The sequence below is a fragment of the Paraburkholderia dinghuensis genome (genome assembly GCF_003837865.1).
GTDB lineage: Bacteria > Pseudomonadota > Gammaproteobacteria > Burkholderiales > Burkholderiaceae > Paraburkholderia > Paraburkholderia dinghuensis.
Map to the genome: position 1 here is coordinate 481099 of NZ_RQIS01000001.1, position 14221 is coordinate 495319.

12 protein-coding genes are annotated in these 14221 nt (G+C 61.8%); 5 read left to right on the forward strand and 7 right to left on the reverse strand.

The window, feature by feature from the left end; genetic code table 11:
* Window positions 1-34 precede the first annotated feature (34 nt).
* Window positions 35-1471: a xylulokinase gene (locus tag D1Y85_RS02260; protein ID WP_124149378.1), complete on the reverse strand. Its 1437-nt coding sequence runs from the start codon at window positions 1469-1471 to the stop codon at window positions 35-37.
* Window positions 1472-1684: 213 nt separating this feature from the next.
* Here D1Y85_RS02260 and D1Y85_RS02265 point away from each other — a divergent pair, with 213 nt between their 5' ends.
* Window positions 1685-2026: a zinc ribbon domain-containing protein YjdM gene (locus D1Y85_RS02265; RefSeq protein WP_124149379.1), complete on the forward strand. Its 342-nt coding sequence runs from the start codon at window positions 1685-1687 to the stop codon at window positions 2024-2026.
* A 278-nt stretch (window positions 2027-2304) separates the two neighbouring features.
* Here the strand turns inward: D1Y85_RS02265 and D1Y85_RS02270 are convergent, their stop codons facing one another.
* The 6 genes from D1Y85_RS02270 to D1Y85_RS02295 form a co-directional block, all read right to left on the reverse strand.
* A complete protein-coding gene (locus tag D1Y85_RS02270; RefSeq protein WP_124149380.1) occupies window positions 2305-3627 on the reverse strand; it encodes a hypothetical protein in 1323 nt (440 codons plus the stop codon).
* Between the two features lie 96 nt (window positions 3628-3723).
* The gene (locus D1Y85_RS02275; RefSeq protein WP_221410256.1) at window positions 3724-4521 is read right to left on the reverse strand and encodes an outer membrane lipoprotein-sorting protein; all 798 of its coding nucleotides are present in this window, start codon (window positions 4519-4521) and stop codon (window positions 3724-3726) included.
* A gap of 16 nt (window positions 4522-4537) precedes the next feature.
* A complete protein-coding gene (locus D1Y85_RS02280; protein ID WP_124149381.1) occupies window positions 4538-5926 on the reverse strand; it encodes an ABC transporter permease in 1389 nt (462 codons plus the stop codon).
* Between the two features lie 9 nt (window positions 5927-5935).
* Window positions 5936-6619 carry an ABC transporter ATP-binding protein gene (locus D1Y85_RS02285; protein WP_124149382.1) on the reverse strand — a complete coding sequence of 228 codons (684 nt, stop codon included), beginning with the start codon at window positions 6617-6619 and terminating at the stop codon, window positions 5936-5938.
* A gap of 1006 nt (window positions 6620-7625) precedes the next feature.
* Window positions 7626-8129 carry a hypothetical protein gene (locus D1Y85_RS02290; protein WP_124149383.1) on the reverse strand — a complete coding sequence of 168 codons (504 nt, stop codon included), beginning with the start codon at window positions 8127-8129 and terminating at the stop codon, window positions 7626-7628.
* Between the two features lie 69 nt (window positions 8130-8198).
* The gene (locus D1Y85_RS02295; protein ID WP_246024738.1) at window positions 8199-9125 is read right to left on the reverse strand and encodes an MFS transporter; all 927 of its coding nucleotides are present in this window, start codon (window positions 9123-9125) and stop codon (window positions 8199-8201) included.
* A gap of 82 nt (window positions 9126-9207) precedes the next feature.
* Between D1Y85_RS02295 and D1Y85_RS02300 the strand changes: the two genes are divergently transcribed.
* The 4 genes from D1Y85_RS02300 to ggt all read left to right on the forward strand — a co-directional run bounded on the left by D1Y85_RS02300 (window position 9208) and on the right by ggt (window position 14111).
* Window positions 9208-10179 carry a LysR family transcriptional regulator gene (locus tag D1Y85_RS02300; protein ID WP_124149384.1) on the forward strand — a complete coding sequence of 324 codons (972 nt, stop codon included), beginning with the start codon at window positions 9208-9210 and terminating at the stop codon, window positions 10177-10179.
* A gap of 296 nt (window positions 10180-10475) precedes the next feature.
* A complete protein-coding gene (locus D1Y85_RS02305) occupies window positions 10476-12110 on the forward strand; it encodes an L-lactate permease (RefSeq protein ID WP_124149385.1) in 1635 nt (544 codons plus the stop codon).
* 10 nt (window positions 12111-12120) lie between these two features.
* Window positions 12121-12339, forward strand: a complete 219-nt coding sequence (locus D1Y85_RS02310) for an EmrB/QacA subfamily drug resistance transporter (protein ID WP_124149386.1) — start codon at window positions 12121-12123, stop codon at window positions 12337-12339.
* 110 nt (window positions 12340-12449) lie between these two features.
* Window positions 12450-14111, forward strand: coding sequence for a gamma-glutamyltransferase (ggt, locus tag D1Y85_RS02315; RefSeq protein ID WP_124149387.1), 1662 nt, complete (start codon window positions 12450-12452; stop codon window positions 14109-14111).
* Window positions 14112-14221 lie beyond the last annotated feature (110 nt).

Below are 14221 nucleotides of genomic sequence, written 5' to 3' on the forward strand. Positions count from 1 at the left end.
ACGGTAAATCAATGTGTGCGATGCGCTGCACGGTTCACCGCGTCGCGGGAAACCAGCTCCGCACGCGGCCATAAAGATCGACGAAGCGCGCATAGCGCGCTCGTAGCGCTGCATCCTCGCGCGGCGACGCCACGCGCGTCGCAGTAGGCGCGAGCACGGCTAGATCGGCCTCGCACCAGTGCCCGCATGCGAGACCGCCGAGCAGCGCAGCGCCGCGTGCAGCGGCGTTCGGACAATCGATGGCGTCGAGTTCGACGTCGAGCGCGTCGGCGAGCAATTGCCGCCAGCGCGCATCGACCGAACCGCCGCCTGCGAGCTTGAGCGCCGTGATCTGTGTGCCACTGTCGCGGATTGCATCGAGTCCCGCGCGCAACGCGAAGGCAACGCCTTCGAACGCGGCGCGCATGAGCGTGCCGCGCGTGTCGCTCAAACCGGCGCCGAGCCAGCCGCCGCGCGCCGACGGATCGAGCCACGGCGAACGCTCGCCGCTCAGATACGGCAAGAACGCGAGGGTCGCCGATGGCGTCGCGTCGAACGCTTCTTCATACGCGCGAGCCCAATCGTATGACAACCAGCCGCGCGCTGCTTCGAAGGCCACACCTACGTTCTGCATGGCCGCCATCGTGTACCAGCCGCCGCTCGCCGATCTATAACGATGCAGGCCATGCTGCGCAGGCGGTTCGGCGCGCGCGGTCACGAGAATCTGGCCGCCGGTGCCCGTGGTGAGCAGCGCGTCGCCTTCGGGCGCGAGACCGCTGCCGAGCGCGGCGCACGGCGTGTCGCCCGCGCCCGTCGCAAGTGGAATGCCGGCGGTGAGGCCGAGCGTTCGCGCGACGTCGGCACGAAGTTTGCCGCTCGCCCCGGACGATGTCGCGAGCGGCGCGAACCAATGCGACGGCAAGCCGAGGCGCTCGATCAGTGCGTGGTCCCATGCGCCGTCGGGCGTCGCGAGCGCAGTCGCGCAGGAATCTGACGGATCGGCCGCGATCGCACCGCCTAGCGCGACACGCAGCCAGTCCTTCGGCTGTAAGGCCCAGTGCGCGGCGCGCGCTGTATCGGCGTCGTGCAGCATCGTCCACCGCAGGAGCGGTCCCGCCATGCCCGGCGCGACCGGATTGGGCTGCGGCTGGGGCCAGGCGTCGAGCAGCGCGTGCGCGCGCGTGTCAGGCCACAGCATCGCGGGGCGTAGCGCGCGGCCCGCTTCGTCGGTCAGCACGACGCCGTGCATCTGCCCCGAGAAGCCGATCGCACGCACGGCCGCGCGCTCGCCGACATCGAGGCGCGCAAATGCCGCGCATAACGCGTCCCACCAGCGCGTGACGGGAATTTCGGCCCAGCCGGGTTTCGGGGTATCGAATGCATAGGCGGCACTGGCTGTCGCGCGTTCGGCCCCTGCTTCGTCGATGATCGCAACCTTGAGCGAGCCGGTGCCGAGATCGATACCCAGAAAACGTGCGTGCGATGGGCTCATGGGAATCGGGATGCGCGGAAGTGAGAAAGGGTCATGATAACGGCGGGAGGAGCCGCCCATGCGACACCCCGCATAACGGCCCGAGGCGCGCCTTCATACATTCCGCCAGCGGACGTTCTACATTGAAGTCACGACGCCGGAGGACGAGCCAGCTACCAGGCGGCGTTATACTTTCGCGCTTTTATTACCGTTATCTGGCACAAAGGATTACCCATGAGCACGCTGCCCCCTTGCCCGAAATGCAACTCCGAGTTTACGTACGAAGACGGAGGCGTTTTCATCTGTCCGGAGTGTGCGCATGAATGGTCGGCCGATGCGGCCGTATCGACAGAAACGGTTGCCAAGGTTTATCGCGATTCGGCTGGCAACGTCCTGCAGGACGGGGACACCGTCACTGTCATCAAAGACCTGAAACTGAAGGGTTCGGGCGGCGTGGTCAAGATGGGCACCAAGGTCAAGAATATCCGTCTGGTGGACAGTGACCACGATATCGACTGCAAGATCGATGGGTTTGGTGCGATGAGCCTGAAATCGGAATTCGTCAAAAAGGTGTAATCGGGCAGACAACGCGTAACCTCGATCAGCGCAGCCTGCCGGCAGCAGTCTGCGCAACGGACACGCCAGGCAGGCGATGGACGAACACTCGTGTACGCGTTTGGTGCGCAGGGCAATGCCGACGGCACCGCACGTCGCGGACAGTCTGTCTGCCGGTCAGACGCGAAGGTCTTGAACTGGTTGCCGACGATCGATCCGTTGGTGCTATCGGCCACGCTCGCGATGGCGCGCGTCGGGCGCAAACACCGACCTCCTCTTGCACCAGCGGCACCTCGCGCTCAGAAATAGTAGCCGCACGACACCTGCCAACGCTGATCCGCATGGATCTGGCGATCCAGCCCCAGTCGATATATCCTTTGCCACTGCAGCGCAAGGTCCACCGGGCCAATGTGCCGCCGCAGTTCCGCAAAACCCATGTTGCGCTGCCGCTGCAGATCGCGTTGCCAGATCAGATTGAGATCGTACTGATCGAACACGTTGGTCCAGTATCCCTGCACCAGCACGGAACGGCGCGGCGCGACCCAGTCCAGAGCCTGTTGCGCAGAGCTGCCGGCGCTTCCGTTACCGAGCGACATCGCATAAGCCGGCGCAGCCGCCAGCACCGACAAGGCGCGCTCGTTGTCTGCGCTGCCGTCGTACTGCCCTTCGAGACGTAGCGTCAGCCCTTTCTCGCTGGTCCAGGTCACACCGGTCGCCACACGGTTACGCCAGGCGATGTCCTGCTGACTCGCAGGCAACGACGTTTGCCAGTCGAGTGGCTGCCGGCCACCCGCCCACTCGGTATAGAGGAGCGTAGAGCGGCTGAGGACACGCGAAAAATTGAACCCGAGCTGCAGGGAACGGCCCTCTTCCAGGAAAAGCAGCCATTGTGGATTCAGGTTGTCGGCAAAACGATAGCTGCCCGCGAGCAAAACGCGATTTCGGGGGTTGCTCGCGCCCCAGTCTAGACTGCCACCGCTATCGTCCGGGTGGTCGCCCAGCTTGGGCGATGCGATCAACGTGATCGCACTTTTGTCCGAAGTCTGCTGCAGACGGACCATCGCATTGCCAAGGCGGTTGTTGCGCAAGCTTTCCGGATCGGCGGAGATCACCGAACGCACGGTGCCACGCCCGAGGAAGTCCGTGGGGTTGTAGCCGAACGCTACACCGTATCGGGTGTTGACGCGGCCGACGTCAATGGACATCCCGTAACCTGGTTGATACGTCACGTAGGCTTCCCTGAGCGTGTTGACGCCGCGGCTCTCGCTCAGCCCGGAGTAGACGCGACCGTCGAAACGATCGGAGAATACCAGGTGCCAGTTGTCAGCGAGCCGCCCCATCAGCGGCGTGTCCCAGCGCAGGTCGAGCGACCCGCGCTGCACGTTACTGGCACTTTCGTTAAGGACGCTAGCCGCTTCGACCAGCACGATCAGTCTTTTCTTCGTGACGGGGGCGAATTCGGTGTGGTCCGCCAGATCGAGGGCGGCAAGCGTGGCATCCGGCATGTTGCCGGCCTTTTCGCTCGGGGCGTTGGCCGCCTCTACCGTTGTTCCCGGCATTTTCGTCAAGACGACCAACAGTTCGGATTCGTTTGCCTGGCCGGGCATTACAGCGGCAGTCATCCCGAATCCGAAAGCGGGGGTTCCGCAAAGCGCGAACCATACTGCCAGTTGAGACAACCGAACCGCCCGGCGAGGAAATCGCGCCATCCTCATCGATCAGTTGTCCTTGAAATGCGGCAGATAGTCCCGCTGCAGCCATGCTTCAGGCACATCGCGCCACGCAAAATCCTGATGCCGGATCACGGTAACCAGGTTTGCATCCACCCCGTCGATGATCACCGCTTCCATTGGCCGAACGCCGCCCAGCGCCTGTTCGTAGCGGCGGTAGTAGGTCGTTTTCAGCAGGCCGCCGCTGATTGCATAGAATTCCGCCTTGCGGCTCTTGAAGTCGGCGCGGTCCACCCACAGCTCCATAGCCGGATAAGCTGCGTCTGGATTGCTCGCTACCAGATGCAGACGGTAGCAATCGCGCATTTGACGATCCCCATCCTGAATCCTCTCTTCGCCCACCAGCGTGGCCTGATAGTCCGTGCTCCAGTTCGCGGTTACCACATCGCCGTTGGAAGCCTGTCCCAGCAGTCTCTGCTGCGGAGAAATCGGCACGCTCGCCTGGCTGGAAGGATCAAACAGCCACAAATCGCGACCGCTTTTCAGCGTCAGTTTTCCGGCGTCGCGCTGCGGGCTGATGAAGCGCAGCAGACTGCGGAACTGCCCCCCGTTCGGGTACGCGCGGGAATAGAGCGTCATCCTGTTTGATTCGTCCTGCTTACCGTTCTTGAAGCTGACCATGGTGGTGACGAGGCTGAATGAGCGATCCGGGTTACGAACCGCATCGCTTTTCTTCAGGATTTCCTGCGCACTCATCGCGGCCAGGGCTTGACCACCACTCAACACCATCGAAATCGCGCAAGCTGCAACAAACCTGCTCATCTGAAATCCCAGTTGCCCCTTCATTGTCGACCCCAAATATTTAGCGATGACGCAACGCTTCGACGACGGACACATTCGCCGCGCGTCGCGCCGGCCACCAGGAGGAAAAAACGGTCGCTGCCAGCAAGATCCCCACGACGCGAGCGATCATCCACCACTCGCCCCAGACGGCAATACGAAGTGGAACGGGGGCAATCACACCGGGCGGTTGCCAGGTCAGCCCGGACACGTTGATCACATTGGCGAGGATCAGGGCGGCAGCGACACCGATGACCGAACCAATGACACCGAGCAGCACGCCTTCGTTGAGAAACAGGCGCTGGATGTCCCACCTTTTCAGCCCCACCGCACGCAGCGTTCCGATTTCCACGGTGCGCTCCAGAACGGCCACTCCCATCGCATTGCTGACGGTAAAGAGCGCGATGCCAAGGATCAACGCCAGCAGGAAATCGAATAGGTCGCTGAACATCCCCAGAACCTGGCCGTACGTCGGTTGCAACTGGGCGAAGTCGTAAATGGCGAGACGCTCTCCCACGTGCGAGGTGGCGAGCACGTGCTGCAAACGCGAGCGCGCAGCCTCCAGTTGAGCGGTCTTATGCAGTTGCAGAATGATCGCCGTAACCCCCGGCGTGTCCTGACCGAACAGCAGTTGCTGGGCTCGCTGCAGATGAATTCCAACGAAGCTGTCGTCCAGTTCTCGCGCCGCCTGGGGTGCGACGCCGTCCACCTGCACGCGAACGATATTCGGCACACCACCGGTCGACGCAGCCAGCAACTCGATGCGCGTGCCCTTGTCCGGTGGCCGCGCTTGCTGAGCGGCTTGAGCCAGCACCCGGATATCGTCCGGAATTGATTCCGAAACCTTATCGCTCTGCTTCGTCGACGAGCCATACTGCGGATCGTTGACGAACTCGCCTAGCTGCAGCAACCGCGCGAGGCCAGCGCCGATCAGGGCTGAATCCGGGTTTTTGTCGAGCGTTTTCCGGGTCTTCAACTGGGCGCCAAGCCGGTATTCATCCCAGCGATCGAGCTGCGCGCGCCCTGCTTCGTCGCAACCGTAAATCAGCGCGGGATGGGCCACTCCCGTCGAATATTTCCCGGCGATGCCGGACACCAACAACACCGGTGTACTAACCTTCGTCATCGACGCCAGCACGGGATCGTGGGCAATCGTATCCATGATCTTCTGATAGTCACGGATGCTGTACTCCGCCGGGTTGCCCATGCCGTTACGCAGATAGTCTTCATGCTGGATCTGCAGATGGCCGATGTCGCGAACGAAGGCGGTCTGGAGGCTGTATTCGATGGAGCGGTTATAGCCGCCGAAAAGAAGAATACCGACTGCACCGACCACGATCGCCCCCAGGGTAGAGAGCGTGCGGCGACGGTTGCGCAGCAGATTGCGGAAAGCGAGTTTGGCGGTTTGCATTGTGCTGCGTTACGCGACTGGCAGGCGGCTGACGATACCGTCGTGGACCCGATAAAGATCGTCCGCTTCGGCAATGACCTGCGGATCGTGCGAGGAAAAGACAACCGTGACCGAGTGCTGCTGCTGCAGACCGCGCAGCAACTGCAAAATAGCTTGACCGGTCTTGCTGTCGAGGTTGGCGGTGGGCTCATCGGCCAGTACCAACGCCGGGCGGTGAACCAATGCCCGCGCGATAGCAACCCGTTGGCGCTGTCCGCCGGAGAGCTGGTCGGGAAATGCGTTCGCCTTGTCCGCGAGATCAACGCTTTCCAGCATCTCCATCACTGCGCGACGGCGCTGCGTGGCGGTGCCGGGCTGAAGGAGCAACGGAATTTCAACGTTCTCACGCGCAGTGAGCACCGGAATTAAATTAAAATTCTGAAAAATAAACCCGAAATGGCGCGCCCGAAACTCGCTGCGCTGATCATCATTCATTTGCGCCATATCGTGACCGTCGACTACCAGACGCCCTTTATCATGATTATCAATTCCGCCAATCAGATTCAGCAGCGTGGTTTTCCCACTTCCCGATTTTCCTGAAAATACAGCAAATTTCTTTCTCCCTATTTCAAGATTTACATTTTTCAATGCTTCTACCCGCGATCGCCCGAGCATATAGCTCTTGCTCACGCCATCTATCTTTACCGCCGGCATGTTTCTGTCCCGATAAGGGATAGCTGATTACGACACAACGATGTTAGCGGCAAAAAAAGGTATGGCGTTGAAAATCCGGGCCGCGGCAATCAACAATTGATCCACATCACCGATTTACAGCCGACAAGATAATCAATTCAGGATCAAGTGAAATTAAGTTAAATAAATCAACAAATATACACATCCACTTCATTTTAAATAATGAAAAACATCCTGTTAAAAACAGCAAAAATAGATGCCGGGAAAGAGCCTGATCTGCGTCCCGTTTTTCACGATGCAGTCGACCGAATCCCTTGTCACACGGGGGATGGATACGACGACACGCGGCTACGCGGTAGCGACTGAAAGCAGCACTGCTGATCCTTTGACCTAATGGCGTCCACATCCCGCGGGCTCCCCTCGAGGAACAGACATGAAGGCTCGCCTGTTTCTCGTGATCGCCGCGCTCACGCTCACACGCGTCGCTCAAGCGGCCTGTTCGTGCGACGGCGGCACGACATATCAGGGCAGCGGCCGGCGCATCGTGCGCATCCGCCAAGGTCTGTTCACGTTCTCACCAACGGTCCAAAGGCACATGCAAGGAAAGCGAAGGCGAGATAGTTACCGGCGAGCTCGTCGTAGTGAGTGGCGCCCCGACGAAAATGGTCGATACGGCCGCAAAGCGTTCGCCGATGTTCCGGCTTCGATACAGCACACGCCTATAGCGACGCTTTGCCAGGCGGGTCGAGCGCGGCGGGATGACGGTCTTCGCACGCGCAGCGCGGATATTCTTCACACAGGCGTTCGAGTCGTAGCCTTTCCGAGTGCTTGCCTGCAGCTTCGTTCGAGCCGCAGTTACACGCTGGTGTGCTCGAACGATGGTTGAATCGATCAACGCCTGTTGGATTTCGGTAAGTCCGGCTACGGCATGGACGGCACGATCCCACACCCTGTTGCGACGCCATCCGGAAGCGCAGCCTGCCGGCAGCAAGCTGCGCCTGCGATACGACATGGCCCAACGAAAGAATCAATAACTCGGAACCATCTTGGGCTGTGGACGCAGCAGAAGATAGAACGCAGCGACATGCGTAATCATCAGCACGGGCACGAAGATGATCGGAATCGCGTACGTGGCGCCCAGTTCACCCGCCTGCGCGGCAAGACCCGCCTGGGTAGCGTGGAAGTAAGCAAGAACGAGGTCGATCGTGCCCACCACGTTGAACGCTACGACGAACAACCAGAAGAGTGGGCGAATGCGTGCCGTGAGCAGCGCCAGCAACGCCAACACGCCCGTGGCGAGGTCGCCGTATGCGGTGGGCACCGCGAAGCTGGCAGGCAGATGGCTACCGACGACGCCCGGCAGGATGAAGACGAGACCGAAGAAGCGGAAGCTGTGCAAGGTCGCGATGACGCGTTGTGCTTCGAACAGGTCGAGCGACTTGAGCCTGGGCCAGAAGTATGTGCTGAAGCAGAGCAGCCAGGCGACATACCCCAAGAGGAGATGCAGCTGAAAAATGCGTTCCGGTGACATGGTGCCTCCTGGCAAGTAGTGTCCGGTGAAACGACGAGTAGCGACAAGGACCGACGAAAAGGAAGGCGATCACCGAGCGCGTCGCCGCATCAACTGACGCAGCGACAACGCATGCAGCAGGATCGAGCTTGGCACTACGAAAGCAGGGGTCAGCGCATACGGATAAGTGCCGGGGTTGAGGCTCGGTATATCCGGCACGATCAACTGGAATCGGCCCGGCGCAGTCATCATTCCCAATGTGATCGCGATGGCTAAATCGACGAGGCCGAGGATGTTCCAGGCGATCGCCGCTCTGCGTCCTTGAGCGGTGCCGCTCGCCACGGCGATTGCCGCTGGCACGGCAAGCAGGCCCGTCAGCACATCGCCGATTCCCGCGGGCAACCCAACCACGCCCGCCAGTTCCCCATGCAGCCAGGCAGCGATGGCCCAACTGCCGAACACCCGGTAAAGCTGAAGCGCGACGAGCCACGCCGCCGGCATCGCATCGAGCACCTGCCCCACCCGCTTCGACCGCAGCAATATCGGCGCGCCGATGATCACCGGAAGGAAGATCGCCAACGGCAGATACGGTGGCGCTGAAGGTGAGGCGTCGGTGCGAAAGATGCCACTTATCGCCGCGCTCCAGATGAGCGCGAACCAGAGCGTGTCCGTGATGATGACCGCAAGCCACGTCGCCAGGCGTTGGCGCAGTGTCAGGTCCGTGCGTTCGAGGCCGAGCCACAAGCCGACCGCGATGAACGCACGAGCTACGAGCTGGTGAGCTGTGGTCGAAAAGCCGCTCGACGGAATAATCGGTTGCCAGTAGATCAATCCGATCCACAGGGCCGTCAGCGGAGCGAGCCAGAGCAGGCAACGCCCGGCAGGTCGCGGCGCGACGATAGCAGCGGGAACGTGAGCGGCGGTCATCAGCGGTTCTCCAGATGAAAGCGTGGCTTCGTGATCGGTCAGGCGCGTCGCGCGAAAGCGTTCACGTACGCCATCCAGTGCGCCAGTCATCGCGAGGCGACGCACTCCCGAGTTGCACGTAGGTGTACCATCGTTCCGCGCGAGCGACTATTCATCACAATGTTGACGGGCTATGAAGCAGAACTTCACAGTCAGGCAGGGTGCGCTAGATGGTGTGGAGGCGTTCCTGAGCGTCGCCAGGCATCGCAGTTTTCGCAAGGCAGCCGCGGATCTCGGCGTGACGCCGTCGGCCATCAGCCAGACGGTGCGCGTGCTCGAAGAGCGCGTTGGCGCCGCGCTCTTCGTGCGCACCACGCGTAGCGTTGGCCTGACCGAGGCCGGCGAACGGTTTCTGTCGCACGCAAAGCCTGCCTTCGAGCAACTCGTCGCCGCGAGCGAAGCTGCACGCGGACTCGGCCAGCGACCGACCGGATTGTTGCGTCTGTCCGTACCGCGCGCGATCGTCCCGATCATCCTGGAGCCGCTACTCGCCTCCTTCTGCGAGGCGTATCCCGAGATCGAGGTGGAGATCGCCACCAGCAAGGAACTGATCGATCTTGCAGCGGAAGGATTCGACGCTGGCATCCGGTTAGGTCAGTTCGTCGACGCCGATATGGTCGCAGTGCCGTTGACGCCACCGTTCCGTCTCGTTGTCGTCGGCAGCCCTGCCTATTTCGCAAGGCGCAGCCGGCCGAGGCACACGGACGATCTGCGCCAGCACGCATGCTTGCGATGGCGACAATCCAGCGGCGCGCTCGCGTTGTGGTCATTCAACGACCATGGTCACGCGATCGAGATTGCGGTATCAGGCCCGCTTATCGCTAGCGACTTTCCCACCATGCTCGGCGCGGCGAAACAAGGCATGGGCCTTGCGCAGCTGCCTGAGGTGATGGCCGCCGAAGGGTTGAAAACTGGAAAGCTCGTCCATGTGCTGGAGGCGTACGCGCCGATGGTACCGGGCGTGTTTCTCTACTATCCAGGCCGCAGGCAGATGACGCCGAAGCTGCGCGCGTTTATCGATCATGTGAAGAGCCACACGCCAGGCCGCGGCAAGACCCGCGCACAGGATGACGCGATGCGTGCCGGAGCGCGCAAAAAGCGGTAACTTCCTGCGCAGCTTTTGTTATCCGCGTTGGTTGCGTATCGTGGGCCGAAATGTGTCCGCATCAATTCAGCGTGTTGCCTTCGAACGCCACGATTACCACGTTAAATAACATCGAATCGCTTCTGTCTAATACGGCGAAACAGTCCGCATTAAATCGCCCCAATCCCAAATCGCGCCCTTCAATTTCGAGGATTGTTAACTTGCGGCATATAAAAAAGAGACTATTATCAGTTCGACTGATTTGCGAAACGGACCTCTCAGCATAAGACGAGAATTTAACGGAATGAGGTAGCGTCATGGACGAGACAACCATTCCAGTCGATCTGGTTCACTGGATACTGGCAACGCTTTCCATCGTTGCGCTGCTTGTCTTTCTCGTGCCGCTTCGCTGGCGAGCTCCCGAGGCCGGTCCTGGCGCGATGTTCGTTGCCGGCCTGCTCGCTTTCTTTGCATTCCGCACGCCGGTCACGACACTTGCGGTCGCAAGCGCTAAGGGCGTGTGGGACGCCATATTCATTCTGTATGTGATGTGGCCAGCGCTTCTGCTTTATCAAATCACCAAACAGGCCGGCGGATACGACGCCCTTCGACACGGCATTTCCCGTTTCAGTCGAAATGAATTGTTCGTCATACTCGGGCTCGGCTGGGTGTTTTCATCGTTTCTTCAAGGCATTGCCGGTTTCGGTGCCCCAATCGCCGTCGTGGCCCCGCTCCTGCTCGCGATCGGCGTAAGGCCCGTCTACGCTGCCGCCATCTCGATCATTGCGCACGCATGGGCGCGATTCTTCGGCACGCTCGGCGTCGGTTGGCTCGCGACGTTGCAGGTCGCCGATGTCCAGGACGTACCGCGGGCCGCGTTCGAATCTTCGCTGCTGCTGCTCATTCCGACCTACTTCGGCGGCTTGCTCATCGTGTGGCTGTACGGGCGCTGGGCCGCGGTACGTCACGCGTGGCCGCTCGTGCTGATTCTCGGCACGATACTTGGATTCGGCCAGCTCGTCTTCGCGTTCGTGAGCCCGGAACTCTCCACGTTCCTTGCCGCTTGCATCGCGATGATCGCGCTGTATCCGCTGTCGCGCTGGCGCCGCTTCAGCGAGCCGGTTCCCCAGTCCGACGTACCGGATCGCCCCGCGATGGACGACACCGCAACGCATGCGCAAGCAGAATCGGATGAGCCGGTGATGAGCATCGGCATGGCATTTCTGCCCTATGCCGTGCTGACGGTCGTCACCCTGGGAGTTCAGCTTTTCGATCCGCTGAATAATGCGCTGCGGCAATTCCGGATTGGCCTTCCGTTTCCGGAGGTGACCACGGGATTCGGCGTAACCAACGCTGCCGTCGAGCGTTACGCGCCGTTCTCGCCGCTGACCCACCCGGGAACGATGCTGATGGTCGCCGCCATCGTCGTCTGGATCGTCTATCGCGCGAACGGCTACTACGCGGCGTGGGGAGTGCGTCACGGCACGGAGAATCTCGGGCGCTCGCTGATCGTCGATGGCGTGCCCGCGTCGCTGCCGGTCATCGCATTCCTCGTGACGAGCCGGATCCTCGACCACAGCGGCCAGACCATCGTCCTCGCACACGGCATAGCGGATACAGCGCCTCCGCTGATCTATGCGGGCATTGCGAGCATGATCGGCGCGCTGGGTGCGTTCATGACGTCGAGCAGCACCGCATCGAATGTCCTGTTCGGCGGCCTGCAGAGCGACGTGGCGCAGTTGCATTCGCTGCCCGTGGAAAGCATCGTCGCCGCGCAGGCGGCGGGCAGCGCGTACGGCAATGCGATCGGCCCCGCGAATATCGTGCTTGGAACCAGCATCACCGGCATCAAGGGGCAAGAAGGCGCGGTGATGAGGCTGGCCATTCCGTGGACGATCATCGTTGCCATCCTGACCGGGCTAGGAACGATCGCCCTCGTCATACTCGCGTGAGGCGAATCGCATGGACAAGATCGTATCGGAAACACTGGCGCTGATCCTGATGTTCGTGGCCTTTCCGCTCACCAGCAAGGGCGCGACCGACGACAACATCCTGCTGCTGAGCATCGGGTTTCTCTGCGTAATTGCCGGCGGCGTGTTGCCCATCATCACGCGTTTCATGGATCACTCCAATGACAAGGTGAGGGACGCGGGCGTCGAGTTCGACGATCGGGCTTCCTGATCGCGCCGTCGCTGTCGCTCCTTCGGCCCCGTCGCTTTTCCGCTGTACGTTCACCGCTTCCGGAATGCGCGCGAAACGAACGTGGCGGACCAACATCAGGGAAACGCATCATGAGTCATCCGAACGGACCTCGTACCGGCCGCCCACCTACCCGCGCGCCGCATGGAATGGTGTCGACCCCGCACTATCTCGCCAGCCAGGCCGGTGTCGAGATGCTTCAACGCGGTGGAACGGCAGTCGATGCCGCCATCGCGGCAAACGCCGTGTTGTGCGTCGCTTATCCGCACATGGCGGGATTGGGCGGCGACGGATTCTGGCTGATCGCCGACGGCACAAGCGATCAGGTTCAGGCAATCAATGCGAGCGGCCCTGCTGCCGAGGGCGCGACGTTGGCGCGCTATCGGAGCGGCGCGGCCAGCGACGAAATCGCGGCACGTGGCGCGCAGGCCGCGCTAACGGTGCCGGGTGCCATCGATGGCTGGCGTCTCGCGCACGAGCGCTTTGGGCGCCTCGCGTGGGCGGAACTGTTCGCACCGGCGATCGGCTACGCACGCGACGGTGTGCCGGTCAGCCGCTCGCTCGCGGACTGGACCGTGCACGATGAGCCGATCCTGACGCAGCATCCGGAAACGGCCGCGATCTTCATGCCGGGCGGTCACGTGCCGGCGGACGGCGACCGTCTCGTGCAGGCAGCGCTGGGAAGATCGCTGCAACATCTCGCCGATCACGGCGCGCGTGCAGGATTCTACGAAGGCGATCTCGCCGCGCGGATCTGCAGCGGAATCGGGCAAGCCGGATCGCCGCTGCAGACGAGCGACTTTGCCGCGTATCACGCGGAATGGGTTACACCGATCAGCACGACGTACCGGGGCAATACGATTTACGAACTGCCGCCGAACACGCAAGGCTTCACGCCATTGCAGATCCTGAACCTGATCGAGGGTTACGACGTCGTCGCGTGGGGCGATGGCACGGCCGACTATTATCACCACATCGCCGAAGCGGTAAAGATCGCGTTCGCCGATCGCGAAGAGTGGTTGACGGACCCGCGCTTCGTCGCGATTCCGGTGGACGAGCTGATCTCAAAGGCGTACTGCGACGAACGCCGCAAATTGATTGACCCCAAACGCGCGATGGACATCGCGACAGTACCGGCTGGCATCGCGTATCAGTTTCCGCACGACCGCCGCGCGCCGGACGGCGATACCTGCTACTTCTGCGCCGCGGACAAGGACGGGATGATCGTGTCGCTGATCCAGTCGATTTATCACGACTTCGGCAGCGCGGTGATCGCGGGCGACACCGGCATCATCATGCAGAATCGCGGCGCGTTCTTCTCGCTGGACGAGCATCATCCGAACTGCCTGCAGCCGGGCAAGCGGACTTTCCATACGCTGATTCCGGCGCTGATGACACGCGACGGCAAACCTTGCCTCGCGTTCGGATCGATGGGCGGAGAGGGGCAACCGCAAACGCAAGCCGCGCTCGTGACCCGGATCGTGGACTTCGGCTACGACGTGCAGCAGGCCATCGAGGCGCCGCGCTGGCTGATGGGGCGCACGTGGGGCACCAAATCGCGCAACATGTCGCTCGAGGGACGAATATCCGACGAAGTCGTGCGCGAATTGAAGCGCCGGGGGCAGCCGGTTCAGATGGTCACCGACTGGAACGACAACATGGGGCACGCGCACGCGATCCGGATCGACGCGGAACAGGGCTTCTATGAAGGCGGCGCGGATCCGCGCGGGGATGGTGCCGCGCTCGGCTATTAGGTCCCGTTGGGTCGTGCACGGGCCGGTTTGACCCAGGCCGTCACGTTCGCGGGCGAGCGCGGCATGACCGGCGCAAGTGATCCGCCCGGCAGCGGCTCACGGCAGAGCCA